Here is a 26,760-nt window from a genome sequence, read left to right as displayed (position 1 = left end):
TTATGCTTGTATTGAAAATTTTAACGCGAAAAAAAATTGTACAACGCCTAGTTTATATCTATAAAATTTAATATGGTTAATATACAGGTAGATTTGATGTTGGGTGGTGGACATCATCGGGCACCGGAATCCAGGGTGCCCTTCACTTTCCTGTATCCTGTTCTTTCTATAGTAGGTATAAGTCAAAAATTATGGCTTCAAATATTTTTTACTCATCAAGCCCTTTTCGTCCGAAAATGTAGTTTGCTACCCTGATAGCATCCCTGTCACCGGTTTCTTTGCCCTCGTCATCACTGAGCTTAACAACCGGAATATCATTTACTGCGTGCAATTTGATGACCATGTTCAAAGGCGGACTTGTACTGAAAAAATCAGGATTATTTGTAAGACTGGTCCCAATCCCGAAACTGCAGTTAATGCGCCCATCACAATAATTTTTTATTCTGATAGCATCCCTTGCATGGAGTGAATCACTGAAGACAACAAGCTTTTTCATGGGATCAATGCCTGCTTTAGAATAGTGTTCTATAACCCTGTCAGCAAAAGCGAAAGGATCACCACTATCATGTCTTACGCCATCATATAGTTTTGATAACCCGAGGCTGAAATTGGAAAAGAAAGCCCTGGAACCGAATGTATCTGATAGTGCTATACCCAGATCACCTTTGTAGAGATCAGTCCAGTTCTCAAGAGCGAAACGGTTTGCATTCCGTAGTCCTACTAATGCCGAGTTACCCATTATCCATTCATGGCCAATTGTTCCGATGGCCCGAAGGCCATATTTTTTAGCAAGGAATACATTGCTTGTACCGGAGAAACGATTAAGGCCAGCCAGCGAGCCAATAACCGCGTCATGCAGTTCAAAACTCCGCCGCCTTCTGGTACCGAAATCTGAGAAAATACAGTTATTTGCTTCCAGTTCATGACCCATACTTTTCGTAAAGGAAGCATATTCTTCTTTGAGAGAACTGAGGACTGAAGCATCAGTATTTTCTTCCCTTCTTTTCCATCCGGATTCAACGGTTTCAAAATAAAGTTCCGAAATCGTTGCCATCAATACGATTTCCCAGAGTATACTGCTATGCCAGGGACCTTTTATCCGAAGATCAAGGTCACCATTATCTGTGAGGTTTACAGTCACTTCAGAGGGATCAAAACGGTAGTTCCTGAGATATTCAATGTACATGGGTTTAAAGTACGGACAGGATGCTTTCAGCCATTTGTACTCATCATCAGTGAGAGCAAGCTCTGGCATATCCTCATCTATGATCCTTCTCAGTTCCCTGACAAAGCCTTCGTTAAAACGCTGTGTTCCACGATTAGTAAAACGATATTCTGCACCTGCATCAGGAAAGAGTTCCAGAACAGCCATCTGCATCGTAAACTTATAAAGGTCATTGTCAAGAATTGAACGAATCATATAATCCCTCCTTTGTTATTCAGGAAACGCTGAAAGGTTACATTGCGCCTAAATATGCGTCCCATTATGTAATTACAATAGGGTATATAATGTTGCTGTTTTCCTGCCTTTACAGAATCACTGCAATAACAGAGGCAATCATAAAAATTTAAAAAAATTATTCAATTATGTCCTCTTCCATTACAGGTGCATCCTTCCCGGAAGATGGTGAGAGGGATTCCCTGATAATCGATTTTATGAGAGCCTTGCCTTCCTGGCTCTTGAGGTAGTCGGCGATGATTTCCTGGACAAAATCACATTCTTCTGTAGTGCCATATGTCGCAAATGCTTCCCGGATATCGCCTGAAACCGATGTTTCTTGATGCTCCAGGTCATATTTCAGGAGAAACTGTGAAAAAGCAGTAGACATGACATCGGAAACTGACCCGAACTCATTGGCTTCTACCAGCTTTTTTGCCCGTCCCAGCAGATAGGAACTAAGAGCAATTGATGTCTTTTCCTTATTTCTTTTTACTACCACAGTAGTTAATTGGTAATCTTCTTTTATATAGTTTGTTAAGACAATAGTAGTACATTTTCACACAACGTATTTATAGTTGTTTGAACATAGAAAGTAGTACAATGATACTACCAAGGGATGGCGGTAAAAGTGACAAATAGAAATCCTACAAGTTTTCGTCTTTCACCAGTTGACAGGTGTGATCTCCAATTGCTAGTAGACCAGGGTATTTTCACAAATATGAGTGATGCCGGGCGTGGTGCACTAAGGAAAGGAATAGAAGCAATCAAAGAAGAAAGAGGGATATAAATGAGAAAAAAGAAGAAAAAAAGACATCGGATTGTTTTCGATGTCAGCTTCGGAAATACCGAGTTGGTGGGGTGATTATCTTACTCAGCAAAATATCAGAAACCTGCAGATTTGATATGAATTCTGAAACAAATTATAGCAGAATTGAAGGAATGAAAGAACTTGAATCATATATTGCAGAAGTCAAGCAAATCATTACAGAATTAAACGCAGATCTGCAAAACAGTCATAATTGCTGACAAAACAGATTCGATTATCACAAGAGCTAAGAGATGTATCATGTCTTAGCGTATTCTTCATTTGGTTTAAGAAGCAGCTTCTTTTTGGCCTCAAGATAGCAGTTTTCCACAATATCAGTATTACCTTTGACATCTATGGTTTCCACATTGAACTTTTTTGCCAGTTCCGACATATTTTCTTCGAAATCCTTTTCAAATTTCAGGCCGGTGTCCAGTTTAATTACTCTTCCGATCTTGAAAGAATACTGGTATTCAGACATCTTTTCTGCACTTGGAGAAATATCTTTCATATCCTTCCAGTTAGCTGCCCAGAGAGGGGTGAAATAAAGGGTTGCGGTGTCATTCCATTTCTTAAGTTCTTCTTCATATTTCCGATTTCCACCAAGTGCCGTACTGATACAGTCATCAACGCGTTCACCCTCTTTGTCTCTGAGGGTGTAAAGGGGAACTGAACTTTTGCATGTGTCTTTACCAACGTCTTTCAAAGCATTCCCACAAAGCCCGTAGAAAAGCAGGATGCTATCAGAAAACTCTGACATCAGGGCTACCTGCCTGCTGACCACCGACTTAAGTGAGCCGCTGTCCACATGGAGCCCGAGAGGCATTATCTTTATGACCACAACAATGTCATCCGTGCATTCTTTTCCAATGAGAGACATAACTCTCTTTTTAACAGTTCCGGGGCCTGAAAAACAAATGTAATCGTTTATCCTGTCAATAGGAGTTACAGAAAAAGGCACATCCTGGGTCTTGAGTTTTCTTGCAAGATCCAGGGATTCCCTGTCATCAATAAGTACAAGACGGGTATTTTCAATGTATTTTGAAATCACATGGGTAATCTCATCTTCAAGGATCTTGCACCCTATAAGACTTAGTACGGGCATTCTGTTTCTCCGGTTTTCCATTCTGTTATCTGTAGATATGAATGTAATGTAGAATGCAGTGCATATTAATATAGTTTAATGTTATAGTCCTGTACAAGATTCAATAGATATGGTGGCCACAAATGAAACACAAACATACAAATCCGCACAGGATAGATATGGGCAGGTCCAATGAAAATGATTCGTACTTTGATGAACTCGCCGAAATTAAAGACGAACTTTCTTCCCTCAACAGGGCAGTATCAAGGATACTTGAGCATTCGGGCCATCAGCAGATGAATATGATGTTTTCGACGATGAAAAACGAACTCTCAAGACCAATAATCAATTACATGATGCAGGATACCAGAGACATTCTGAACAGCAACATGCCCGATAACTGTGACCAAAAACAGATATGCGTATCTGCATTCGAGGATATTTTACAGGAGATGTCACTGCTTCTGCTGGATAAGGATATGGATGAAGGGAAACTTCTGGAATACCAAAAACGTTTCAGTGAGTTGATGGAGCTTGCTTCAACAGAAAACTGTGATTCCTGCAAAGACAATGCTTCTAAGATGTTTAGAAAACAACTGGAGCTCATCCGCACTATGAGTAGTTCTGTGAACCACAAGCCAGAGAATGAAAAAATCAGAAGTATTGTAGACCTTCCCGAAGAAGTGGTCAGCAGCATATGCGAACCCCTCGCAAACAAGCAACGGCTCCTGATACTTAAGACACTGAGCACTGAAACCAAAAGTTTCTCCGAACTTTCCAGAATAACAGGACTTAGAGGTGGAAACCTGTTGTTCCATCTTCAGAAACTACTTGATACTAACATGATCCTTCAAAGAACAGAGCGCGGCGACTACCTGCTTACAAATAAGGGCTTTAACATACTACAGGGTATTGCAGAAATGTATGATATGACAGAAAAAAAACCATCAGGAAACTTATCACTTGAAACTGATCAGGTCATCAGTTGAGCATTCCTGCCCTGCCATATAGATTCCCATGACCTCTTGGGCATCTTTTGTGCCAAGTCTCTTTTCAATCAGGTTAAGAAAGACTTCCATGTAATGAGGTTGTACGCATCCAAGACTTTCTTCTCCACTTTTGATCAATGATATGAGGTAAATAAGCTCATCGTCATCAAGGACAGAAATACGCCTTGTGAAATCTTCAGCATCTGCTGCATAGTGATTAGACAGGGGCGGAAGTATAGACCTGTATGGTGCCCTGGACCCGGAGCATTCAAGATCTGCACATTCGGGTGCAAGCTTTTTCAGAATTTGAATATCTTTTGCTGAAAGTTCACGTACCAATTTTATCACCGGTTTATCTCAAATAGCTGGTAGCAGGTAGATTGACTTCAAGCCAGATGAAACTATCCGGTGAGCAGCATTTTATTAAAAATAAAAATATCCTGGCCTGAATCAAAGCATTTACAGCAACTATAAAACAGAAGAATTTACCCGAATCTGCTGCAGTTCAATGTTGTGTTCAAATATCTTTGAACATGGGGACATCTCTTCAAGTTTGGAGAGAGCAGCTTCAAGCTTTGAGGATGTTTCCATAAGCTCATCCTCAAGACCTCTGATGTGGTCGGCCTGCTGTTCGACCCTTGCATCAAGTTTTTTGATTTCGAGGTGTTGCCTGTGGATAGTAGCATGTTTACCGATTTCATCCTCGGTCTTCTGTTCAAGTTCCTTTAATTCATCTTTTCGGGACTCAATATCTTTTTCCCGGGCATTAAGAGCCTTATTCTGATGTTCCACATACTTGCGTTTGCGCTCAATCCTTTCACCCTCAACCTCAACCTCCATCCCCTCTGATACAAGTTCTGCTTTCAGGGTAGCAATCTCGTCAGCTTTTTCATCAAGCTTTTCTTTAGTCCTTCTGAGACGTTTTTCTCTTTTACGGGTGCTAAGTTCTTCTTCGTACTGCAAACGCTGAACCCTGTAACTGTCACATTTGCGTTTTTCAAGAGAAGCAATATCCAGATCATACCTTTCAACCCTGGAACAAAGGTCCTTTTCCTTTTTAGAAAAGTCCTCCCTCTTTTTCTCATACTCCTTTTTAGCCAGCTTAAGTTCATCGTTTTTGATAACAAGTTCTTCGTACTCAATGGAAATCAGCTTTTTTGCCTCACGAATCCTCTCATATTCTTCGATCAGCAGGGATTCCTCTTTTTTGATTTCCTCTTTTCCAATAGCGATTTCAGCCCTTTTCTTTTCTACCTCATCAAGCTGTCTGAAATAGGTATTCTTGATATCTTCCAGTGCCTGGAGTTGATTCTGATAATAGAGCTGTTCACTCATACTGAAGTCGCCACGCTTTACTTGGTCTTTCTATGATGAAATCCTTAAACCTGCATTATAGCAAGCCGGATAAACTGAAAATTCAGTCTATCCAGCATATTGTTCCTCTCTCAAACTAAAGATTGATGTACATGCATAAGAGATTCATGTTCATAAAAATAGGAATACATGTACTGAATTTGTACACAGCACCTTATAAAACACCTTCAAAATAATGGCCTTCTGTATAAACTTCAGTTTTCCTTTTAGATACTTTTGGCCTCTTGCCAGCGATTACACTCCTATAGGCCCTGATAGTATCCCTGATATAATTTTTATTGTTCAGGGAAAAATCAAGACGCAATATGTCAACACCACTTTCCTGCAGGAGCTCCACATGTTCAAGCATGTTGAATACTTTTGAATTATATATGAGAGTACGTGTACCCAAGCGCCTTAAAGGGAAACTATCTCCCCTGCGGCTGATTAGATTTACACTGCTGCTTTTTTTCAGAATTCCCCTGTCAGCTAATGGTTTGAGAAGATCGTTCTCTGTGATGAGCAATAACTCCATGCCGTGAACAAGAAGCTCAATCTGACAATCCTCAGGGCTGCAAAGCAACTCGTTGGAGACATCTTTTATCTCATCCAGGTTCAATTCGCTTGAGAGTGTGATGCGAGATGCTCCCGAATTGTGATAAAACGCCGCGGTTAATGCATTGAAAATGTTTAACTCTCTTTGGGCAACAAAATCCATGTTTATAACAGAAGCAGCCCTGACTGTTCCCAGATTTGAACACGCAACCATGAATCCTGCATTACGGGCATTTTTCATTTGCTGTTTAACAGTTTCAAGTTCATTGTCAAATGTCACCTGAGGAGTTAAAAGTACAATTTCTATTTCTTTCTCCTTCAATTGGAGCATTCTCTCCTTGTTCTCAGGTTCCATCAGCCGGTCAAAATCTTCAATTGGCAAATAAATGATATCTGCACCGGCTTTTGCTGCAACGAAAAGTGATTCGATGCTGTCAACCTCAACACTTAAAAGCAGATTATTTTTTCTTGCAGTTACCTTCTCAAAATTAGCCGTATCATGTTTTTCTATTTGGGGCTTTTTAAGGTCCCGTTTATAGAGTTCCAGCACTTTTTCCTCAAGCAATGAGATAGCTTCACGCCTGGCATTTGTTATGACTCCGACAGGTATGAATATATTCTCATCAGCCTCAATCCTTACGGAATCTGCATAGTATGGAGTATCTCCTAGTTTTTCGACAGCTTCGGATATTTTCTCTTGGGTGGTGGGAGAACTTTTAGCCTCCTGTACAACATATTCGTCAGTAAAGCTTGCACTGACCCTGCTTTCATTAATGTTGATCCCGAAAAGTTCTTCTTTACGGGCTGTGACCACAATATCTACAGGAAGTTTCTTTAATTCTTTTTTCTTGAGGGAATCAATTAGCAGGTTATCCGTTGAGAGAAATATTTCATCCTGTGGCCTTACGGCTTTTCCGGTCTTGGGACTTATCTGCAATATAACCTCATCGCCTTTTGTAGCCTTTTCCACTTTCTCTCCATTAAGAAGGATTGCATCAACTCTGCTGCCCAGCATCCTCATTCGGGTAAGTACGGAGATTCCGTCCTTGCTGCTGATATCCTGCTGTAATTTGACTCGCACGTCTGAATGATGCTTCGAGCGCGATATCTCTTTAGCCCTGCCAAGGAACAGACCATAGCTTGAACTGTATTTCTGATGTGTGACATCACTCTCACCTGAAACAAAACCTTTTGTAAAACCTCTGTAAAAGAGTTTAGCAAGCTCCGTTTCATATTCATCAATTTCCTCTGCACTGAGATTGGCACCTGTGCTGCATATTTTCTCGACTGCTTTTTTGTAAATTGTAGAACTTGCTGTGACGTATTCCGGCCTTTTCATCCTTCCTTCTATCTTCAGGCTCTTTACACCGGCTTTAACTATATGGTCAAGTTCCGGGAGAGTACATAGTTCTGCACAGCTGATTGGATATTCACCGATAAGCCTCCTGCTGACCTCTTCCCCATCAATCATTATCTTGTACTGTCTGCGGCAAGGCTGGGTACAGGCTCCTCTGTTTGCACTGCGGTTGCCCAGGAAACTGCTGAAAAGACATCTGCCCGAATACGAATAACAAAGAGCACCATGGACAAAAAGCTCGATATCAATATTGCTTTTCTCCACAATATCTTTTACCTGCCCGGAGTTTAGCTCTCTGGAAAGTATAACCCTTGAAGCTCCGGACTTTTCCACGAGATCAACACCATCTTTATTGTGGACTGTCATCTGTGTGCTCGCATGCATGGGAAGTTCCGAGTATGTGCTACTTAGCAGATTCATCAGACCGATATCTTCCAGTATGAGAGCATCGATACCGTAAGAATAGGCCCTGTCAACTATATTGAGTGCATCCTGCAATTCTTTCTGCTTAACAGGAATATTCAGTGCCAGAAAAACCTTTACTCCTCGTGAGTGTGCAAGGTCTATGGCCTTCTCAAGCTCTTCAAGACTGAAATTCTTTGCTCCCTGTCTTGCATTGAAATCTGCAACACCGAGATAGACAGCATCCACTTCCCCTTTCAGTGCACCCAGTAAAGCTTCCGAATCTCCTGCCGGTGCGAGTATTTCCGGTGGATTGCAGGTATCATGATTATTTTCAATATGCATTTTCTTACTCTCAAAAGATGCAGTATTCTGCTCTTGCTTTAATCGCAGTAGTTGCCTTATTGGTGTTTAAAGCCATTGCTCAGTTTCCTGAATATGTTTGTAACTATCTTTCCCATTAACAGGACAATTCTATTTCATACAACAACTATAAGTAATCCCGGCATTCACATTAATTATCTGATGAATGCACATCGAAGATCGGACAATGGGAGAGTGACATGAAAATTACAAAAAATAAATTCCAGATCCTATGCTTTTTATTCTTTTCACTGTCATATCTGGCTCTGATAAATCTGTATTTCATATATTCAGGATCTGATACAATCACATTTGTTCCTGGAACGCTGGTTTTCGGCCTTGCAGGCTACTGGCTGGGAGGATATGTATATACTCATCATTCATCTTCCTGAAAAAAATGCATGTTTGTTCCTTCAAAAATATCTTTACATACAGCAATATTAGCACTATCAGTAATAAACATTAGTTAATGCGTGTGATTTATATACGGTTAGCTATTATAGATAATTCTGCAAAGAAAATAAACAACTAAACTTGAAATATACAAATGATAGAGTCTTTTGAGTGTGTTGTTCATTTGAATTGTACACAAATTAAGTTGATAGATGATATGCGAAATGTTTATATATGACTCTAAAAATATATCATTTGATAAATAATAAGGGATGTGTGTAAATGGCAAATTCAAAATTAACTGGTCAGGACATCATTGCAATGGCTAAACACTCCATCATCAACCTTGATGATAAAGAAGCTGAATGCGCTGCAAAAGAAGCACTTGAAGCAGGTATGGACCCAGTTGACTTTATAGAGAAGGGATTTGTTGAGGGAATGAGAGAAATCGGGGATCGTTTTGAAGAAGGGAAAGCCTCTATTGTGCAGATATTTGCCGCTTCCAAAATAATGGATGCCGGCATGAATGTCCTCAAGCCAAAACTTAGCAAAAGGGACAGAGGATTTTGCTTCTTTGGGAATATAGCATTAAATGCCTGAAGCTTCCAATTCCTTTAGTCCCGAATGAAGTACTTAATCGGGACATGTTCCCACATTTTTCTATTATGCGGGGATAAGCCGCTTCGTAAGATAGTTTATCTTTTTTTCTTCAAGCGCAAATTAAAGAATGCATCCGATGACAGAAGTATATCTTCCGGGATTTAATTGCTATGAACTGTTATCTGAAATCACTAATTATTTATGTTAACACTTACTATTTTTGTACATGAGCTGGTATGTCATAGATGCAGTTGACAGTGCTTTTGAGCGGACAAAGAAATGTCTGCTTGAGCCTTTCGATTTTTGGAAATGGGTAAAACTTACTATCATCGTCTTGCTTATAGGTGGAGGAGCAAGTTTCAATACCGGAGGCGGAAATTATTCTTTTGATGAGTCAGATGCATCTACCTTTGAGGACATAACGGCAGGCTCTGGCGATATTTTTCAGGGTATTTTTGAAAACATTGCATCCAACATAGTAGCATACATAATCGGAATCATACTGCTTTTAATCATTCTTGCGCTTGTCTTTTCATATATTTCCAGCGTAATGGAGTTTGTTCTGGTAAAGTCTCTTGTCAGCAATGACGTAAGGTTCTGGGAATACTCCCGCAGCTTCCTTGGAAAAGGATTCGGCTTGTTCATTTTCCGCTTATTGATTGCCATTATTTTCCTGATCATTGTTGGCATTATGTCTCTGCCTCTCTTTTACTTCCTGATAAGCCAGGGAGACGCTGACTTTGGGAGTACCTTTGCAGCCGGAATTATCTATTTCATGCTCTTTCTTTTCATTATCATTGTAATCGGAATAATCGGCGGAATCATAGGGTCCTTTGTTAATCTGTCCATACCTGTAAGCCTGTACACTGGCTCCAGTATCTTCAAGGCTTTTTCAATGGTACTGAAAAAATTCAGGCAGGACTGGCAACAGATAGTTATCTACTGGCTGGGACGCATCGTTCTGATTATCGCAGTGGGAATTGTTGTAGGCATTGTGACTCTTATCGTAGCTGCCATAGCTCTTATACTGCTCCTGATCATTGACGGGGCACTCTATCTTGTGCTCTCAGCCCTCCTGCCAGGATCGGATATGGTAGTCTGGATAATACTTGCACCTGTAATCCTCATCCAGATAATCCTTTTAGTACTGATAATAGCATTTGTTGGTATGCCTGCGACATTGTTCCTAAAATACCATATGCTTACATTTCTCCAGATGTGGTGTCCTGATCTGGAAATACCAATGTTCGATAGGCAGGAAGAGTACACAATGGAGGATACGGCAGCTTCCTCCTGAACGTCCCTTTTGGCCTGTCGACGCATAATTTCGATGAAAATATTATCGGATCTCACCCAAAATGACCGCTCAAACAGGCATCCCGGATAAGAACATATGACCAGGATAATTCTTGCTTCAGCTTCCCCAAGAAGAAAAGAATTACTGGAACAACTTATCGGGGATAATTTCCAGGTCTTCACCAGTTCTTATGCAGAAGAAACGGACAGATGCATGAGTCCTGAAGAACTTGTCACTCATCACTCGATTGGAAAAGCCAGGGATGTGGCTCTTCATTTCAAAAATGCTATTATTGTCGCCGCTGATACCGTCGTTGTTTGCAGAGGTGAGATAATGGGAAAACCTGCAAACTCAATTATTGCAAAAGAAATGCTACGCAAGATAAGCGGACAACGTATAAGGGCAATTACGGGTGTGACCGTGCTGGATACAGGCAAAAACCGGGAACAGAGCCAATATGAAAACACTGATGTGTGGATAAATGATCTACCGGAAAAAGAGATCGAATCCTACGTAAATTCAGGTGAGCCCTTTGGAAAAGCTGGTGCTTTTGCAATCCAGGGAAAAGGTGCCTGCTTTGTAAAGCGGATAGAAGGCAATATCTCCAATGTAGTTGGCCTCCCTTTGTCCAGACTGGAAAAAATGCTGAAAGAACTGGATGTAGACGTACAACACCTTGAATAAAAGTTACTACTGTGATTTTTTTAATTTGGGCTGCAACGTAAAATTTGAGGTTGGATATGGGAGAATTAGAGGAGCTAATATTTTTATACAATACTAACTATTAATATACAGCCACCTGCCATTACAAACATGCAGGATCAGGATGATGAAAAATGGGATTTCTGTTGGGTACAAAAACAAAATACTACTTTCCAGTTCTTGCTCTAATAACTGTTTTGCTTCTGGCATCCGGATGTGAAGAAAAAAATGATACTGAAGTTCCTACAGTAGAAATTCAAAATGAACTGAAGGTAGGACTGATATTGTGGGACGAGCCTGTTGAGGTATCACAACAGTTCAGCGGTGTAGAAAATTATTTGAGTTCCGAACTGGGTATGGAAGTCAAAACCATAAAAAGCAGTGATTATTATGTCATAATAGACGCAATGGAAGCAGGGGAACTTGACATTGCTTTCTTTGGACCGTTCTCTTCAGTTATCGCGGCCGAAAGAGCCGGTTCTGAGATGATAATCGCAGGAGCCAATGCAGAAGGTAACCTTGACACGTATAACAGTTATATCATTGTCAACAAAAATACAGGTATCAGTAGCATTGACGAACTGGCAGAAAATTCACACAACCTAACCTTCTCTTTCGTAGATCCGGCGTCTACATCCGGCAACCTGATTCCACGTGGCTATCTGTTATCAAAGGATATTAATCCTGATACTGACTTCAAATCATCTATATTTTCGAGCGGGCATGACATAACTATAAAATCTGTGGTTTCCGGGAACATAGTTGATTCAGGTGCGGTAGCCTCCACAGTCTATGAGCGCTATTTTGCAAATGATAACAATTCGGAGACAGATATTACGATAATCTGGAAATCAGACCCCATTCCACCTAATCCCATCGTTGTAAGAGCAGACATGGATCCTTTACTCAAAGAGAAAATCAAAAATGCTTTCCTTGATATGAAGACAAAATCACCTGAGACTTTTGAGAATTTCATGGATGTACGTGACGGTCATGCAACTTACATGGAGGTTAATAATAGTGATTATGAATTCATTCGTGAGATGGCCATAGCTCTGGGATACATTTAAACTGATTCATATTCTACAATGCTATAAATACGAAGATGTTGAGGTGGAAAGGTACCTTTCTGCCTCTTCATGATCCCCTACCTCTGCACTCTTTTGTAACAATCTGAAAATTGATTATTTAAAGGTTGGAATTACTCAGAACTTCAGAATACCAAGAATTAATATCAAAAATAAAAAGAAAAGAAAGAACAGTCAGTTTTTATTCTTTCTTTTGAAAAATCCCAAAGCCAGGATGGTGGAAACAAGAGTCACTACAAAACCAAACCCGGGAGCAGGCTGCTCTTCTTCTGAGTCCTCAGTCGGTTCTTCAATAGGAGTTCCCGATTCAATGAGAGCATATGTTTCAGGAGTGTCAATTTTCAGGTCATGCAGTTTGATTAAAGCACCTGATTGAGCACTTGTCAGCACATTACCATTTGCCTCAACCTCTATTTTGAACTGGTATTCTTCATCTGCAGGCACTGTCATCTGCAAGCTTCCCCTTGTTCGCTGGCCAGATTCCACATTTGATAGAATCGTACTGCCAGTGTATCTCGTATATGGGCCCGAAATTGCTGTAATAACAAGAATCATTTTGTCAACTTCTTCTCCCTGGTTTAGTATTCCAGGTGAAATATCAACAATTATATCCTTTCCATAATTTGTTGCCTTTTTTGTTTCGATTACGAGATCGGTCAAAAGAACATTAGGAACTGGTGTTGTTATTTCTTCAACAAGATCCACTTGAGTCGAGTGACTATCCTTTATAATCTCATTTTCAAATAGTTCAGTCTCGATCACCTGCGCTCCGCTTTCAGGAACTGCAAACGTCATACTTTTATATGAATGCGTCTGGGACTTCAAATATCCTATATTTTCCACATGCTCTGCAGTTATCAGATTTGTAGAAGGATTCTTTGTTTTCACTTTCAAAGAAAGAGAATCCGTATCACTATCCTTCAGGTTTTGAACATAAACCGTTACCTTCAGTTCAAAGCCTTCATCGACAGGTACTGACATTACATCAACATTGCTTATGGAAGGTTGTGGACCTTCTTCTCTTAGATTCTCATTGATACAACCACTAGTCATGCAAAAAACACAAATCACAAGGAAAAAAAGAAAAATTGCGGGCTTCATGCTCCCGACCTACAATTTTACTTTCAATACAAGTGTCTGCTCATCGATAATTTCTTCACCGTACATCAGTTTAACAAGCACATCAGTTTCACCGTTTGGTGCATCCTCATTTACAGGAATCTGTAAACCTTTCGTGTAGGAAGTACCTTTTTTCGCCATTGACTGATTTACCTGGATTGATGCCTGGTCGGCTATGAGCTTATTGTCTACATCGACAAGCACTGTCAGCAAACCTTCAGGAATCGTGCTCTGACCATCATTTCTAACTGAGAACTTAATGGTGGCATTCTCTCCTTTGCGCAGCACCCAGCTTTCGGCAGCCGGTGTGCGCAGGGAGTCCATATCTGTTACAAACCCAAGGAACTGCAGTTTTGCATCAGGCAATATTGTCACCGGAACAATAATGGATTTAGTCGCAGTTGTTTGCTTTCCTTCATTATCCTTCCCTGAAAGATACGAGACTATCAAAGCAGAATCACTCATATCAGTGTCAAAAGCAGGAGCAGATACTTTTGCATTAAGACGTGATTGCATTGGTTCAGTAGCATCGGATTTACCTGCCAGATTCACCAAATCAGCTCCTATGACGGATAATGGTGAAAAACTGGTGATTTGAACTGAGTCAAGAGCCTGGGTGTCATTATTAATTACAAGAATAGAGACATCCTGTTCCTGAAATTCTTTCAGGGTTACAGGTGCAGCTTCAAGAAAAACATTTTCAGGATTAGCCGGATCGATTGTTGATTCAGCACAACCGGATATTAGGACTAATGCCATCAATAATGAGAATATGATCATTTTTTCATATAACTTATTCATAATTTTACCTCACTTTTTAATTGATTTAAAGTTTAAAAATTTATTTGTATATTGATTTATTTTTTCTATGATTCGTTGATTTTCTCATAAAATGGTTAAATATTGAAAAATAAGAAAAAATGAATAGCAGCAGTTCAAAATGATAAATAATGAATTAAAAGATGCTTATACTGATGTACTTTTTAATAATACAAATAATCAAACACCTAATTCACGTATTTTGTCCTGGCACCAAGAATCTACTTAAGTTTAAATCGGGATATATTTAAACTGGTACATGAGAAGCATCAACAGAATCGAAATTCGTAACTTAACTATTTTACTTGGTAGCACTTTGACAATTCTTGCCGCCACTATAATAGCTCCATCATTGCCCGGAATGTCTGCCGAATTCCAGGATCTTCCGAATGCTGAATTCCTTTCCAGGCTCGCATTGACTATACCTGCATTGATCGTTTCCCTGTCCGCACCCTTTGCTGGCCTGCTCCTGGATCACTGGGGAAGAAAACCTGTGTTAATTCTATCATTGACGTTGTATGGCCTGGCAGGAACATCAGGTTTTGTACTGGACTCACTTACAGGCATTCTGGTTAGCAGGGCACTTCTTGGCCTGGCTGTTGCAGGCATAATGAGCGGCTTTATAACATTGATTACCGATTATTTTACCGGGGACAGACTTAATCAGTTTATGGGCTACCAGGGAGCCTCCATAGCTCTTGGTGGAATGGTATTCCTGTTGGTTGCAGGTTATTTAGCTGATATAGGATGGAGATTTCCTTTTTTAGTACATCTTTTTGCATTTGTAATCTTGCTTGGAGTGCTGTTTACTATAGACGAGCCAGTAATAAAAAAACAATCCAGGCAGCAAGACATGGCTCACAGGAAAACTCCATTTCCGCTGAAAACTATCTCGCTGATTTACGCAACTACTTTTATCGGCATGCTGATCTTATTTATTTTTCCAGTACAACTGCCATTTTACCTGGTATTGCAGTTTAGTGCCAGTGGCACCCAGGTAGGAATGGCACTAGCACTTCAATCATTAGCCTCAGTAATAAGTGCACTATCTTACAGGAAACTTAAGGCCAGACTGTCGTTTCAGATAATATTTGGCCTTGTTTTTCTAGCCCTAGGTATCAACCATCTGGTTGTTGCGCTTGCACCCACATATAGCCTGTTAATAGTGGGACTATTAATTGGCGGATTAGGTTTCGGAGTTTTTCCACCCAACCTAAATGTCTGGCTAGCTAAAATTGTCCCTCAAGCCTCACGTGGCAGAGCTATAGGAGGCTTAACTTCATTCACTTTCTTTGGACAGTTCTTTACGCCAATCTTAACGCAGCCACTGGTACAAAATATAGGTCTGGCCGGTACTTTCGGAGTTACTGCCGGAGTGTCTTTTTTACTGGCAATTGCCTATATTTTCAAGAAATAAAAACAGAAAACAGATACGCAATTTATTTATGTGGCTATGTATGACTCCATAGATTGGAGGGGGAAAATGACAAGCTCATCAAAAGGAAAAAATGATGGTGATCACTTCCTGACACCTGAGAATGCAGCACTTATTCTTATTGACTATCAGCCAAATTTGGTTGACGGTGTAAAGTCACAAAGCCGTGAAAGCCTTATTAACAATGTTGTAGCCTTGGCAAAGGCAGCGAAATTATTCAAGCTCCCGATTGTGCTTTCAACAGTAGGAATCGAAGCCGGTTACCAGAAAGATACTATCAAGGAGCTTCGAGATGTATTGCCTGACGTTAAATCTATAGATCGTTCGACAGTAGATGCCTGGGACGATGAAGCATTCCGTGAAGCCGTTAAGGCTACTGGCCGAAAAAAGTTGATAATGGGCGCTCTCTGGACAGAAGTATGCCTGGTATTCCCGGCCCTGGATCTTTTGAAAGAAGGATATGAGGTATATGCAGTTTCGGATGCTTCAGGCGGAACAAGCGTGGATGCCCATGAGCGTGGAATGCAGAGAATGATTCAGGCAGGGGCGGTTCCGGTCACCTGGGAAGCAGTAATGTCTGAGCTGGCAAAACTCTACAAAGGGGATTATGTAAAAACATTTACAGATATAATGCAGGAACACCTGCCTAAAAGCACCTGACTGGCAATCCAAAGTTTTTACTTTCTTCATTTATTTTAGCATTATTTCAGGAAATCAGAATTAGTATTTAGTCTGAATTCTCTTTAGATACTTCATTCGCAAGCTTAAAGTAAGGCATACAAACACAATAATAGATGCTTACTTAAATTCGGCAACAATGTTCTATTAATGCGTTATACTCTGTATCACTAAGGAGGATACATTATGGATAACTTTACACTCAAAGAGCGTTTCGTACGCTCCATAAAAGGAAAAAAAGTGGACAAAGTACCTGTATGTTCTGTCACCCAGACAGGAACAGTAGAGCTCATGGAAGCCTGTGGAGCATTCTGGCCACAGGCTAATTATGATGCTGAGAAAATGGCAACACTGGCAATTGCAAGTCATGAGATCGCAGGCCTTGAGGCCGTACGCTATCCTTTTTGCACAACAGTTTTAGCAGAGACCCTTGGTTGCTCAATAGCTGAGGGATCGCTTGACGTCCAGCCATATGAGACTGATTTTCCCTGCAAGAAAAAAGAGGATGTCAAAAAAATAAGCATTCCTGAAGACCTGCTTGAAAGCAGAAGAATAGAAACCATACTTGATGCAACAGATATTGTAAAAGAGAGAATCGGCGATGATGTTCCGGTAGTTGCAGGAATGATCGGGCCTGCAGCAACCGCATTCTATGTAGCAGGCGCAAAGAACTATCTCATGTGGAGCATCACGGCGACAGATATCTTCCAGGAACTGCTGGCCATCGGTGAAGCTGTATGTACTGAATATGCAAATGCACTTTTTGAACATGGAGTGGATGCTGTTATTGTCATCGATTCCGAAGCAGGACCTGACCTTCTTCCACCTCCTCTTTTCGAGCCTATGATGGTCCCGGTTTATCGCTCGTTAACAGATAAAATGAAAGGACTGAAGCTGTTGCATATCTGTGGTGACTCTACTGATGTAATTGACCAAATGGCTGATTCGGGCTTCCAGGGGCTCAGCCTGGAAGAAAAGGTAGATGCAAGGTATGCCAGTGAGGTTATAGGCGACAGGGCCTGCCTTATAGGTAATGTATCACCTGCATCAACACTGCTCACAAAATCCCAGGAAAATATCAAAAAAGAAGCAAAACAATGCATAGAGGATGGTGTAGGCATACTGGCTCCCGGCTGTGGTATCGCACCCCGGACACCCACTGATAACCTGAAAGCATTTGTAGCTGCCAGGGATGAGTACTACATAGAGAAAGGGCTGCTGTAAAGCATGTTAATCCGGGGGAGTGGGAAACCGGGTAAATCAAGTTTGTTAATTGCAGCAAACCTTGAAAGCTACATATACAGTCTTTAAGAGCTGGGTCTTGCAGTTGCAATACAGGACATTAAAATGAATATCATATATGCCTGCCAGATAACCGCATCAGAGATTGTCTTCAGAATCCTCTAATATTTTATTGTATACGTCAGTCCAGTGAAGCTGGGAACCTCCGGCAATGAACATGGCAACTGAGATTGCTTCAGCTATCTCATCCTTTGTAGCTCCGTTGGACAGTGCTCTCTCAGAATGAATCTCCACACATTTCTCACATCTCATAAGCACGGCAGATGCAACTGCAATAAGTTCCTTGGTTCTTACATCAAGTGCATTGTCCTTGAAGATGGTTGAACGCATCTGTGAAAAAGCTTCAATGGTCTCAGGTAATTTATCAATCAGGTGCTGCATAGTTAGTTCTCCGCCTTATCAATGATATTTCAGAAATAAAAACTTATATATTTTAGAGAGCCGGGAATCGATAATTCAAATAGTAAAATACGATCTTAATCAGGGCATCATCCTCTACTCACTTCAAGGTTTTAGTTTCAATGCTTTCAACCAGATTTTCTTCTTCGTTTACCTGGTCGCCATTTGATTGTTTCCCATTCTTGTGGCGCCTTCTGTCCGATCTTTCTTTTTGTTGTTTTCTGAAATATTCACCACTTGCATTGACAAAGCCCAATAATATCCCAAGACCGAGGAATACATACATGATGGTGAAGATTTTACCCAGATCAGTGACTGGGGCGAAATCTCCAAAACCTATTGTTGTCAGGGCAATAACGGAAAAGTATAGGGAATCAAGCCATCTCCATCCCTCTACGGTATGATAGACAGTGGTTCCTAAAGCAAGGGTTACTAACACAAGTACAAAAAAGCTCCTGAACTCAGGTTGCTTAAGCATTTTGATAAGTGAGCCTACAAATACTAAAAATGTCAGAATGAACGGAATCATTAATTTTTCTCCCCATACATAGTTATTATCTTCATCTGCAAGTACTAATCGCTATACTTCTTTTATTCGGATTCAACAAATAATTTCAGGAACATCAGATTATATTTTCTGAATAGAGTTTCTCAATTTTTTATGTGGTCAAGAACCTAATATTTCATAAGGTAAATTGGAGGGGAAGTATCCTTGGGGCCATTTCCAGAGTCAGATACTGGTTATCGTAGTTTGTACTCGTCATTAAAAGGCATCAAAATGAAAGAGTTCTTTCATGATACCAGATATATTCTGATATTCTATGTCATAGGAGACATATTGACAACGATCTTTGCTATTGAGACAGGAAGAGGCTACGAGGCAAATTTCATTATTTCACGTCTACTTGAGGAACATGGCTATTATATTATTGTGTTATTGAAGATATTCTTCATTTTCATTTGTTTTGCCGATTATCTCTTTCTTAAAAATCAGGGATATCTTTCTACATGGAATATTACCAGGCATTCAATTTCTATTATGGGAATACTGGTTGTTATAAACAACCTGCTAGTAATAAGTGGATTATGGAGCCCCTTGTACGTACTGATACATGGAATCTGATCTATTTTAAAAAATTAATATAAATTTTTGAACTGGCTTATTTTGTACCAAAAGCGCCTTTAAGAATAAGAGAACATTCTGAAACATGTCCGGCAGATACCACCTACGTGATCCCCTTTCCCTGATACATCCCCGCTCGTTGAAGTATCTGAATTATCATTTACATTCACTTGTTAAGGGCAGGCTCTGGCTTAAGATTCTTATCGGGATGTTACTCGGAATTGTCGTCGGACTGGTACTCGGACCTTCCACCGGAATTGTGAGTCAGGATGTATCCTATGTAATCGGCGAGTGGCTGGCTCTTCCCGGCTATATTTTCCTTGCCTTACTGCAGATGATTGTCGTACCTCTGGTGTTTGCCTCTATTATCCGGGGCATAGCCGCAGGCGAAGACATGGAGCAGCTCAAGAAGGTAGGTCTGCGAACTGTAGGATATTTCCTTGCAACCACAGCAGTTGCCATATTAATAGGCCTGGGATTGGCGATGATGATTAATCCGGGCACTTTTATCAGCAGTGATATGGTCCAGCAGACTATGGGAGATGAAGCTGCCCCGATACCGGAAGAGACTTTCAGCACTCCTGAAATTGCGGACCTCCCCGGAATGATCACAACCATTTTACCTACTAATCCACTGGGAGCTCTTGCAACAGGGCAGATGCTTCAGGTTGTGATATTCTCTATTATAATAGGTGTAGCCCTTATTTCCATGGCACCATCCCAGTCAAAGCCCCTGCTGGAACTTATGGGCTCACTGCAGGAAGTGAGCATGACAGTTGTTCGCTGGAGCATGCTGCTTGCTCCAGTAGCTGTTTTTGGGTTGATATGTAAGTTCACGATAAACCTTGGTATGGATGCCCTTCTTGGAATGCTGGTTTATGTAGGCACAGTACTGCTTGGTCTTTTGACTCTGCTTGCCTTTTATATAATGATTATTCTTGTTGTGGCAAGAAGAAGCCCTCTTGGGTTCATGCAGTCTATCCGGGATGTATTGTTACTTGCCTTCTCGACCTCGAGTTCCGCTGCCGTAATGCCCCTTTCAATAAAAACAGCCGAGGAAAAACTCAATGTCAGGCCTTCTATCTCCCAGTTTGTAATACCTCTGGGAGCAACCATTAACATGAACGGTACAGCCCTCTACCAGAGTATCGCCGCAGTTTTCCTTGCGCAGGTCTTCGGGGTTGAACTCGGGTTTGGTGCAATGTTGCTGCTAATGATTACTGTCGTTGGGGCATCCATAGGAACACCTTCTACCCCGGGAGTAGGAATAGTTATACTCGCCATGATACTGGGCACAGTCGGTGTGCCGACCGCCGGTATCGCCCTTATTATCGGTGTAGACCGAATACTTGATATGAGCCGTACGGCCGTCAATGTCACCGGGGATGTTGTTACCTGTGTGATAATGGACAAATGGGTAGGAAGTAGCAGGACAGTTGTCGAGGAAACCGCCGAAGTTGAAAAGCATGAGATACAAAGAATGGCTCTCGGGGAAGATGTCATTGTGAATCATGATGGATCAGGGCATGTGTCCACTGAGAATCTCTAAAGAGGAAACATTCACTGAAAAAATCCACACGATCAGATGTTTGTGATCTATCAGAAGAATAATACTGATGGAATGTATTCAATGCATGCAGGAATAAGTTTTGCTGTAATTATTATTTTTTAATAATGTATAAATAGTTTTATCTCAATAGAAGTTTTCATGACCGAAGGCAAGATATTTTTATTAGCTCTGTTTGCTACATTTGTTCTGCTTTGTACAGGCTGCATAGAAAATGCAGCATTAGATGCAAACTCTGCAATAAATGCAGAGTCAGTTGATGAATATAATATTGCAATTGCCAACAATGCTTTCGCTTTTGATATGTATTCCACTATCAAGAACCAGGATGAAAATCTCTTCTTTTCACCATATAGTATATTCACTTCAATGGCTATTTGTTATGATGGTGCCGAAGGCTCCACAAAAGAACAGATGTCTGACGTGTTTTACTTTCCTCTAAAAAAGCCTGTGCTTGAAGGAAGTTCAAAAGCCCTGATGGATACAATCAATAGCGGCAATGATGCATGTGACCTGGAAACCACAAATGCATTATGGATACTTGAAGAATACCCGGTGAATGAACAATATGTGTCCAATGTAAGAGACTATTATGGAGGAACTGTTTCGTCACTTGATTTTATTAATAAGCCCCAGGTATCTCGAAATGTAATCAATGAATGGGTTGAAGAAAAGACAAACGAGAAAATAAAAGAACTCATACCTGAGGGTGAAATTGGCTCTGAGACACGTTTGGTAATAACAAATACGATTTATTTCAATGGAAAATGGATAAAACAATTTGACCCAGACGAGACCAGAACAAGATCATTTACTTTTTCAAACGGTGATGAGAAACGTGTGGGAACAATGTACAACGTGGATAAGTACAATTACGGAGAAGACCAAAAAGCGAAGATACTGGAATTACCTTACAAAGGCAATGAACTGTGTATGTATGTAGTTCTTCCAAAGGAAAACGACATTTCAGGATTTGAAAATGCTTTTACACCTGAATATTATGGAACACTAAAGCAGAATATGAGTCCTGAGGGTTATGTGAATGTCTATATTCCAAAATTTTCATTTGAGACGAAAGCTGAACTAAAATCTCCGCTACTGAAAATGGGAGTTGTTGATGCTTTTGATCAAGCAACTGCTAATTTTTCCGGAATAGCATCATCCGAAAGCCTGGCTATATCTGAGATCTATCACCAAGCTTTTGTAGACGTACATGAAAAAGGAACTGAAGCAGCTGCAGCAACAGGCGCAGTGATTGAAGATGAGGCAATGGCATACACATGGGAGTTCAGAGCAGATCATCCTTTTATCTTCGTTATCGAAGACAAGAGAACAAACTGCATACTTTTTATGGGTAAAGTTGAGTCTCCCGAATATTAGAAAATATCACACAGGATATTTAAAAATATTTTCTTTCCATTTCTTTTTCCCCTGACCTCTTTTTGAAGTTGCTATCTTCAGGAAACACTTATAAAATACAACTATCTTTCTTATGTTACAGTCATCAAAACAATAGACCGAGATGTAAAAATGATAGACATAGCTCTTCCTAAAGGCAGTTTAGAGGAACAGACTTTCCTGTTGTTCAAGCAGGCAGACCTGGAGATAAAAAAGACAGACAGGGACTACAATCCTAAGATAAATGATCCAAGGATCGGCAAAATCAAGATCCTGAGACCACAGGAGATTCCTGGCTATATATCTGAGGGTTACTTCGACCTTGGAATCTCAGGCCTGGACTGGGTCAGTGAATCAGATGCCGATGTAGTGGAAGTTGCAGACCTGCCATACAGCAAGCAGGGTGCAGGTAATGTCAAAATAGTCATAGCAGTACCAAAGGATGCTCCCATAGAGAGTGCCAGGGATGTCAAACCAAACAGCAGGGTAACTACGGAGTATCCAAAGATGACAAAGAGGTTCTTTGAAGAGCGTGGCATCCCCGTAGATATCCATTTCTCCTACGGCGCAACCGAAGCCAAGGTTCCTGATCTTATGGATGTAGTCGTAGACCTGACCGAAACCGGGTCAACACTGCGCAAGAACGGCCTTAAGATAGTGGACATCATAATGGAATCATCCTCCAAGCTTATTGCCAGCAAAGAAAGCTGGGAAGATCCTGTAAAGAAACAGGAGATCGAAGAGATAAAGACACTTCTGCTCTCGGTAATTGAGGCAAGGGGAAAGGTACTCATTGACATGAACGTCCCTGCAAACAAGCTGGATGACGTGATTGAAGCTCTCCCTTCTATGAAAAGGCCTACAGTGTCACAGCTTTACAAATCGGATTACTATGCAGTCGAGACTGTTGTCAACAAGAACGAAGTCAATCTGTTGATACCAAAGCTCAAGGCTCTCGGAGCCGAGGACATCCTTGAGATGGACATATCAAAGATTGTCTACTGACAGGAACAAAAATCTGCCACAGATTATAATGATGGCTTTCCGGCCATCACAATATTTTCTGCATCCACACTGTATCAAAAAACCGCCCTTTCTTTTTTCCAACTTCCCTGAACCTGCCACATTCAGTAAAACCACGTCTTGCATGGAAACTCAGGCTTTCCTCATTAAGTGAGGATATATTCGCCAGGACGCAGTGAAGACCTGTTTCCCTTGCCTGGTTTATCAGGTGATCCAGTAGTATAGAGCCAATACCCAAACCCCTCGAATCAGGCCGGATGAAGTAACTTGTTTCAGCAGTACCTGAAAACGCCGGCATGGGAGAATGCGGGCGAAGTAAACCAAAACCAACGATAGCTCCATCTTCATTTTTGACAGCATCTGCCGGATGGCCTGCTGAACTCTGGAGTATCATATCGTAAAATTCGTACGGGACTTTATTTTCGGGGTAGGCTGCAAAACTGTTCTCGATATAATAATTGAAGATATCCACGACAGCATTACGATGGGAGAGATTGAGTGGCTCAAGTGTATATTCCGACATTTTTATCCTCCTTCTGACCAGTACATGGGCATCTGGCCTTTCAGGCAATATAGTATAGATACTAAACTATTTAAGAATAGTTGCTAAACTAAATTGAACTATTGTTAAAGCAAGTTTTGCAGCAAAAAGAGAAATGACAAACAAAAATATCGTAAATAAAAAATTCTACTAACAAGAAACAATGTGTCTGGAAGGAAAGAGAGAGGAAGCAGAAAAATGCTTCCCATTTATTTTGACAATAACCCTGTCCTGAAAGGACATAACCACAACCTGCTCATACTCCACTAAAAGAAAGTTGCTGAAAACAGGAACGTCAACAGGTCATATGTTTTTGAGGGAATTGGGGGGATTGGGGGTAGAGACCTGTTAACGTTCTTTCATTTTGATTCGTTTTTTGTTCCAGCATTTTCCTATAAGTCCATATCGTACCACCGAATGGCCTGCAACCACCCAACATCTTTAGCTTTTGTGACTGCAAATCCTAGTATCATTTTTAACTATATAAATATATCTACACTATAATATATGTTGAGTATCATTATGATGAGATTTGAAGCTTATTTGAAATATTGAAGATCATGTACATTATTTTCATAAAATGCTTATTAGTACCAAATAAAGCAATAATTAATCCTCGGAGATTGTTTCCTGAAATGTTCGTGTAATTTCTTTACGTACTTCAGGACATTTTTCAAGCATCTCTTCAAACTGCATAAGTACATGCTTCAGATTCTCAATATCATTGTGATCCATTCCTTCAATATCGGCTGCCATTTTCCGGTTCATTGCCTCATGGTACATATGATGCCACCGAAACGCATCTTCCCCGTACCCTGTCAGCTTTAGTACAATCGTTTTTTTGTCATTCTCCTTGTTAGCTCTCTCAAGGTAGCCTTTTTCCTCCAGTTTTTTTGCAGTCTGGGAAACCGCACCCTTGGTAATACCAAGCCTGGAAGCAAGCTGAGAAACACTTTCATCCGGAAAGCGCCCGGCCATATCAATAAGATGGATCTCGGAAGGATGTAAAAGTATGCCATGCCCGATGTCAACAGGATCTTTTTCGATCGAAGAAGCCTTGTTAATGACCCTGACAAGAGTATCCACTATTTCGCCAGCCACTACTTCAGGATCTGCCATATTGGAATTTTGTCCCGGAGATTTCCCGGAGGCATATTGAAAATTGTTTACCATATATACAATATTGGTATGCCTTCCATTATCTAAATCTTGCCACTGAAGGGTGTATATAACTAAAAAAACCAGACATGCAAATACAGCATGAAAACCAAAAAAATAGGCTATTAGAATATGAAGCTAATAGCACCCATGCAGAAAAAGAAATATTCAGAGAGCCTATTCAAGCTTCATCTTCAAATATTCCTTGAAACTGGCATAATCAGTTGTCAAGGACTCCATGTGTTCCTCCCCTGATTCGATTTTTTGCAGACTCTCGGGAAGTTCGGGATCGACACCCACGACAGAGCTCACCTCTTCAGGGAACTTAGCCGGGTGGGCGGTTTCCAGAGTCACTGCAAGAGTATTATCCTTTGTGAGTTCCCTATAGTCCCTCAGGCCCTTAATACCAACAGCTCCATGAGGTTCTATGAGAATATTGTAATCATCAAAGAACTCTTTCATAATTGCCTTTGTTTCCTTATCAGTGACAGAAGTTGAAGATATGTCCTGCCTGAGTCCCTCCATGTCCGGCATCCTGTTGACATTGCCTTTTTCGTCCATCTCGCCGCCATATATAGCAATCAGTCTTGACAGGTTACTTGGATGACCCACATTCATGGCATTGGAGAGACAGTTCTTAGATGGAACTATCTTGGCATACTTCCCGCAATCAAGGAAGGTCGGGACCTCGTCATTCTCATTTACAGAAGCAAGAATTTTTTTAATAGGCACGCCCATGGTCTTTGCAAGCACACATCCCATCATGTTTCCGAAATTGCCGGAGGGGATGGAAACTATCAGCTCTTCGGGGTAATCTCTCAATTTAAGGTAAGCGTAGAAATAATAAATTGACTGGGGCACCAGACGACCAATGTTTATAGAATTCGCCGATGAAAGGTTAAGGTGACTGAGTTCCTCATCTGCAAATGCCTGTTTAACCATAGCCTGGCAATCATCGAATTTTCCGTCGATGGACAAAGCGGTGATGTTCTCGCCCAGAGTAGTCATCTGCTTACGCTGACGATCTGAAACCTCATCCTGGGGGAATAGCACAATGACCCTGATATTGTCAAGACCATAGAATGCATGGGCCACCGCACTTCCGGTATCACCGGAGGTTGCCGTAAGTATGGTGAGTTGACGTTCCTCTTTCTTGAGGTAATACTGCATAAGCCTTGCCATCATACGGGCTGCAAAATCCTTAAAAGAAGCTGTAGGACCCCGATCAAGCCTCATAATATAGGTAATGTCATCAACTTTCTCCAACGGGACATCATAATTGTACGCATCATAGGTTATTTCCTTCAAAGACTCTTCATCAATCTCGTCCTTGAGAATCTTTTTCAGTATCTGAAAAGCAATTTCCGGATATGGCTCATCCTTCAAAGACAAAAGCTCTTCTTCTGAGAAGCCTGGTAATGTTTTTGGCATGTAGAGGCCCTTGTCAGGGGCAAGTCCTGCAATAAGTGCGGTCTCAAAACTTACTTCTTCCGCCTGGAGATTTGTGCTGTAGAGTCTCATGTTGATCAGGTTTGGTTTTATTTCTCTGATAATGATCTGAAAATTCCATATGCAGGCAACCTGCTTATAGATATAGTTCCTTGAGTGCCTTTTTTGTACTACAAGGCGTAATTCATTTATGAGCTTTTCCATAAAGACGCGAAGGTTCGGATAGTAAAGATGCCTTATGTATTCAAAACAGGATATGTCAATAAAAAAATAAAAACGGAGGTAAAAATGAATTGCAATCAGGCGAACTGCCTGATGCT

The 26,760-nt window shown here is 40.8% G+C and carries 27 protein-coding genes; 14 read left to right on the top strand and 13 right to left on the bottom strand.

What is annotated here, in order from left to right; all coding sequences use genetic code 11:
* Positions 1-208: 208 nt before the first annotated feature.
* Entirely contained in the window at positions 209-1,420 is a 1,212-nt protein-coding gene (gene pncB / locus V7O62_RS01535; RefSeq protein ID WP_406657262.1) for a nicotinate phosphoribosyltransferase, read from the bottom strand.
* 157 nt (positions 1,421-1,577) lie between these two features.
* Positions 1,578-1,940, bottom strand: coding sequence for a hypothetical protein (locus tag V7O62_RS01530; RefSeq protein WP_406657261.1), 363 nt, complete (start codon positions 1,938-1,940; stop codon positions 1,578-1,580).
* A gap of 129 nt (positions 1,941-2,069) precedes the next feature.
* On the opposite strand from V7O62_RS01530, the gene V7O62_RS01525 reads away from it, so the two are divergent.
* The gene (locus V7O62_RS01525; protein ID WP_406657260.1) at positions 2,070-2,228 is read left to right on the top strand and encodes a hypothetical protein; all 159 of its coding nucleotides are present in this window, start codon (positions 2,070-2,072) and stop codon (positions 2,226-2,228) included.
* Between the two features lie 277 nt (positions 2,229-2,505).
* Here V7O62_RS01525 and V7O62_RS01520 read toward each other — a convergent pair whose 3' ends face one another.
* Entirely contained in the window at positions 2,506-3,351 is an 846-nt protein-coding gene (locus V7O62_RS01520) for a DUF1638 domain-containing protein (protein WP_406657259.1), read from the bottom strand.
* 122 nt (positions 3,352-3,473) lie between these two features.
* On the opposite strand from V7O62_RS01520, the gene V7O62_RS01515 reads away from it, so the two are divergent.
* Positions 3,474-4,319: a winged helix-turn-helix domain-containing protein gene (locus V7O62_RS01515; protein ID WP_406657258.1), complete on the top strand. Its 846-nt coding sequence runs from the start codon at positions 3,474-3,476 to the stop codon at positions 4,317-4,319.
* On the opposite strand, the gene V7O62_RS01510 is transcribed toward V7O62_RS01515, so the two are convergent.
* The 3 genes from V7O62_RS01510 to V7O62_RS01500 form a co-directional block, all read right to left on the bottom strand.
* On the bottom strand, positions 4,290-4,667 hold the full coding sequence (locus V7O62_RS01510) for a hypothetical protein (RefSeq protein WP_406657257.1): 378 nt from the start codon (positions 4,665-4,667) through the stop codon (positions 4,290-4,292). The two genes, V7O62_RS01515 and V7O62_RS01510, sit on opposite strands and share 30 nt — an antisense overlap.
* A 120-nt stretch (positions 4,668-4,787) precedes the next feature.
* Positions 4,788-5,654 (bottom strand): hypothetical protein, encoded by an 867-nt coding sequence (locus tag V7O62_RS01505; protein WP_406657256.1) that lies wholly within the window; start codon positions 5,652-5,654, stop codon positions 4,788-4,790.
* A 193-nt stretch (positions 5,655-5,847) separates the two neighbouring features.
* Positions 5,848-8,331, bottom strand: coding sequence for a DUF3656 domain-containing protein (locus V7O62_RS01500; RefSeq protein ID WP_406657255.1), 2,484 nt, complete (start codon positions 8,329-8,331; stop codon positions 5,848-5,850).
* 218 nt (positions 8,332-8,549) lie between these two features.
* Between V7O62_RS01500 and V7O62_RS01495 the strand changes: the two genes are divergently transcribed.
* The 5 genes from V7O62_RS01495 (at position 8,550) to V7O62_RS01475 (ending at position 12,411) form a co-directional block, all read left to right on the top strand.
* Positions 8,550-8,741, top strand: coding sequence for a hypothetical protein (locus V7O62_RS01495; RefSeq protein ID WP_406657254.1), 192 nt, complete (start codon positions 8,550-8,552; stop codon positions 8,739-8,741).
* 283 nt (positions 8,742-9,024) lie between these two features.
* Positions 9,025-9,342, top strand: coding sequence for a B12-binding domain-containing protein (locus V7O62_RS01490; RefSeq protein ID WP_406657253.1), 318 nt, complete (start codon positions 9,025-9,027; stop codon positions 9,340-9,342).
* A 226-nt stretch (positions 9,343-9,568) separates the two neighbouring features.
* Complete coding sequence (locus V7O62_RS01485) at positions 9,569-10,639, top strand: hypothetical protein (RefSeq protein WP_406657252.1); 1,071 nt, start codon at positions 9,569-9,571, stop codon at positions 10,637-10,639.
* 96 nt (positions 10,640-10,735) lie between these two features.
* Positions 10,736-11,323, top strand: a complete 588-nt coding sequence (locus tag V7O62_RS01480; RefSeq protein WP_406657251.1) for a Maf family nucleotide pyrophosphatase — start codon at positions 10,736-10,738, stop codon at positions 11,321-11,323.
* 152 nt (positions 11,324-11,475) lie between these two features.
* Entirely contained in the window at positions 11,476-12,411 is a 936-nt protein-coding gene (locus V7O62_RS01475; RefSeq protein ID WP_406657250.1) for a phosphate/phosphite/phosphonate ABC transporter substrate-binding protein, read from the top strand.
* 192 nt (positions 12,412-12,603) lie between these two features.
* Here V7O62_RS01475 and V7O62_RS01470 read toward each other — a convergent pair whose 3' ends face one another.
* Together V7O62_RS01470 and V7O62_RS01465 are read right to left on the bottom strand one after the other, a co-directional pair.
* On the bottom strand, positions 12,604-13,482 hold the full coding sequence (locus V7O62_RS01470) for a hypothetical protein (protein ID WP_406657249.1): 879 nt from the start codon (positions 13,480-13,482) through the stop codon (positions 12,604-12,606).
* A 57-nt stretch (positions 13,483-13,539) separates the two neighbouring features.
* Positions 13,540-14,307, bottom strand: a complete 768-nt coding sequence (locus V7O62_RS01465; RefSeq protein WP_406657248.1) for a hypothetical protein — start codon at positions 14,305-14,307, stop codon at positions 13,540-13,542.
* 319 nt (positions 14,308-14,626) lie between these two features.
* On the opposite strand from V7O62_RS01465, the gene V7O62_RS01460 reads away from it, so the two are divergent.
* From V7O62_RS01460 to mtaA, 3 genes are all read left to right on the top strand, one after another.
* Positions 14,627-15,784 carry an MFS transporter gene (locus tag V7O62_RS01460; RefSeq protein ID WP_406657247.1) on the top strand — a complete coding sequence of 386 codons (1,158 nt, stop codon included), beginning with the start codon at positions 14,627-14,629 and terminating at the stop codon, positions 15,782-15,784.
* Between the two features lie 66 nt (positions 15,785-15,850).
* On the top strand, positions 15,851-16,462 hold the full coding sequence (locus V7O62_RS01455) for a hydrolase (protein ID WP_406657246.1): 612 nt from the start codon (positions 15,851-15,853) through the stop codon (positions 16,460-16,462).
* 204 nt (positions 16,463-16,666) lie between these two features.
* Positions 16,667-17,704 (top strand): methylcobamide:CoM methyltransferase MtaA, encoded by a 1,038-nt coding sequence (gene mtaA, locus V7O62_RS01450; protein ID WP_406657245.1) that lies wholly within the window; start codon positions 16,667-16,669, stop codon positions 17,702-17,704.
* A gap of 156 nt (positions 17,705-17,860) precedes the next feature.
* On the opposite strand, the gene V7O62_RS01445 is transcribed toward mtaA, so the two are convergent.
* Positions 17,861-18,163 (bottom strand): carboxymuconolactone decarboxylase family protein, encoded by a 303-nt coding sequence (locus tag V7O62_RS01445; RefSeq protein ID WP_406657244.1) that lies wholly within the window; start codon positions 18,161-18,163, stop codon positions 17,861-17,863.
* A 118-nt stretch (positions 18,164-18,281) separates the two neighbouring features.
* Positions 18,282-18,710: a potassium channel family protein gene (locus V7O62_RS01440; RefSeq protein WP_406657243.1), complete on the bottom strand. Its 429-nt coding sequence runs from the start codon at positions 18,708-18,710 to the stop codon at positions 18,282-18,284.
* Positions 18,711-18,893: 183 nt separating this feature from the next.
* On the opposite strand from V7O62_RS01440, the gene V7O62_RS01435 reads away from it, so the two are divergent.
* The 4 genes from V7O62_RS01435 to hisG all read left to right on the top strand — a co-directional run bounded on the left by V7O62_RS01435 (position 18,894) and on the right by hisG (position 23,274).
* Entirely contained in the window at positions 18,894-19,304 is a 411-nt protein-coding gene (locus V7O62_RS01435) for a DUF5658 family protein (protein WP_406657242.1), read from the top strand.
* An 85-nt stretch (positions 19,305-19,389) separates the two neighbouring features.
* A complete protein-coding gene (locus tag V7O62_RS01430) occupies positions 19,390-20,853 on the top strand; it encodes a dicarboxylate/amino acid:cation symporter (RefSeq protein WP_406657241.1) in 1,464 nt (487 codons plus the stop codon).
* A 159-nt stretch (positions 20,854-21,012) separates the two neighbouring features.
* On the top strand, positions 21,013-22,251 hold the full coding sequence (locus V7O62_RS01425; protein WP_406657240.1) for a serpin family protein: 1,239 nt from the start codon (positions 21,013-21,015) through the stop codon (positions 22,249-22,251).
* A gap of 150 nt (positions 22,252-22,401) precedes the next feature.
* Positions 22,402-23,274, top strand: coding sequence for an ATP phosphoribosyltransferase (hisG, locus tag V7O62_RS01420; RefSeq protein ID WP_406657239.1), 873 nt, complete (start codon positions 22,402-22,404; stop codon positions 23,272-23,274).
* A 46-nt stretch (positions 23,275-23,320) separates the two neighbouring features.
* On the opposite strand, the gene V7O62_RS01415 is transcribed toward hisG, so the two are convergent.
* From V7O62_RS01415 to thrC, 3 genes are all read right to left on the bottom strand, one after another.
* On the bottom strand, positions 23,321-23,815 hold the full coding sequence (locus V7O62_RS01415) for an N-acetyltransferase family protein (RefSeq protein ID WP_406657238.1): 495 nt from the start codon (positions 23,813-23,815) through the stop codon (positions 23,321-23,323).
* Between the two features lie 627 nt (positions 23,816-24,442).
* Positions 24,443-25,006 (bottom strand): MarR family winged helix-turn-helix transcriptional regulator, encoded by a 564-nt coding sequence (locus V7O62_RS01410; protein WP_406657237.1) that lies wholly within the window; start codon positions 25,004-25,006, stop codon positions 24,443-24,445.
* Between the two features lie 162 nt (positions 25,007-25,168).
* Positions 25,169-26,644 carry a threonine synthase gene (gene thrC / locus V7O62_RS01405; RefSeq protein ID WP_406657236.1) on the bottom strand — a complete coding sequence of 492 codons (1,476 nt, stop codon included), beginning with the start codon at positions 26,642-26,644 and terminating at the stop codon, positions 25,169-25,171.
* Between the last annotated feature and the right edge of the window lie 116 nt (positions 26,645-26,760).

Origin of the sequence: Methanolobus sp. ZRKC2 (assembly GCF_045291185.1) — an archaeon.
Taxonomy (GTDB): domain Archaea; phylum Halobacteriota; class Methanosarcinia; order Methanosarcinales; family Methanosarcinaceae; genus Methanolobus.
Note: the sequence above shows the minus strand (reverse complement) of the source record. Positions and strands in the feature narration are given on the sequence as shown.

Coding starts and splice junctions, on each gene's coding strand:
- pncB (WP_406657262.1), bottom strand. CDS start 1,420: ATGATTCGTTCAATTCTTGACAATGACCTTTATAAGTTTACGATGCAG.
- V7O62_RS01520 (WP_406657259.1), bottom strand. CDS start 3,351: ATGCCCGTACTAAGTCTTATAGGGTGCAAGATCCTTGAAGATGAGATT.
- V7O62_RS01515 (WP_406657258.1), top strand. CDS start 3,474: ATGAAACACAAACATACAAATCCGCACAGGATAGATATGGGCAGGTCC.
- V7O62_RS01505 (WP_406657256.1), bottom strand. CDS start 5,654: ATGAGTGAACAGCTCTATTATCAGAATCAACTCCAGGCACTGGAAGAT.
- V7O62_RS01500 (WP_406657255.1), bottom strand. CDS start 8,331: ATGCATATTGAAAATAATCATGATACCTGCAATCCACCGGAAATACTC.
- V7O62_RS01495 (WP_406657254.1), top strand. CDS start 8,550: ATGAAAATTACAAAAAATAAATTCCAGATCCTATGCTTTTTATTCTTT.
- V7O62_RS01490 (WP_406657253.1), top strand. CDS start 9,025: ATGGCAAATTCAAAATTAACTGGTCAGGACATCATTGCAATGGCTAAA.
- V7O62_RS01485 (WP_406657252.1), top strand. CDS start 9,569: ATGAGCTGGTATGTCATAGATGCAGTTGACAGTGCTTTTGAGCGGACA.
- V7O62_RS01480 (WP_406657251.1), top strand. CDS start 10,736: ATGACCAGGATAATTCTTGCTTCAGCTTCCCCAAGAAGAAAAGAATTA.
- V7O62_RS01475 (WP_406657250.1), top strand. CDS start 11,476: ATGGGATTTCTGTTGGGTACAAAAACAAAATACTACTTTCCAGTTCTT.
- V7O62_RS01470 (WP_406657249.1), bottom strand. CDS start 13,482: ATGACTAGTGGTTGTATCAATGAGAATCTAAGAGAAGAAGGTCCACAA.
- V7O62_RS01465 (WP_406657248.1), bottom strand. CDS start 14,307: ATGGCATTAGTCCTAATATCCGGTTGTGCTGAATCAACAATCGATCCG.
- V7O62_RS01460 (WP_406657247.1), top strand. CDS start 14,627: ATGAGAAGCATCAACAGAATCGAAATTCGTAACTTAACTATTTTACTT.
- V7O62_RS01455 (WP_406657246.1), top strand. CDS start 15,851: ATGACAAGCTCATCAAAAGGAAAAAATGATGGTGATCACTTCCTGACA.
- mtaA (WP_406657245.1), top strand. CDS start 16,667: ATGGATAACTTTACACTCAAAGAGCGTTTCGTACGCTCCATAAAAGGA.
- V7O62_RS01445 (WP_406657244.1), bottom strand. CDS start 18,163: ATGCAGCACCTGATTGATAAATTACCTGAGACCATTGAAGCTTTTTCA.
- V7O62_RS01440 (WP_406657243.1), bottom strand. CDS start 18,710: ATGATTCCGTTCATTCTGACATTTTTAGTATTTGTAGGCTCACTTATC.
- V7O62_RS01430 (WP_406657241.1), top strand. CDS start 19,390: ATGTCCGGCAGATACCACCTACGTGATCCCCTTTCCCTGATACATCCC.
- V7O62_RS01425 (WP_406657240.1), top strand. CDS start 21,013: ATGACCGAAGGCAAGATATTTTTATTAGCTCTGTTTGCTACATTTGTT.
- hisG (WP_406657239.1), top strand. CDS start 22,402: ATGATAGACATAGCTCTTCCTAAAGGCAGTTTAGAGGAACAGACTTTC.
- V7O62_RS01415 (WP_406657238.1), bottom strand. CDS start 23,815: ATGTCGGAATATACACTTGAGCCACTCAATCTCTCCCATCGTAATGCT.
- V7O62_RS01410 (WP_406657237.1), bottom strand. CDS start 25,006: ATGGTAAACAATTTTCAATATGCCTCCGGGAAATCTCCGGGACAAAAT.
- thrC (WP_406657236.1), bottom strand. CDS start 26,644: ATGGAAAAGCTCATAAATGAATTACGCCTTGTAGTACAAAAAAGGCAC.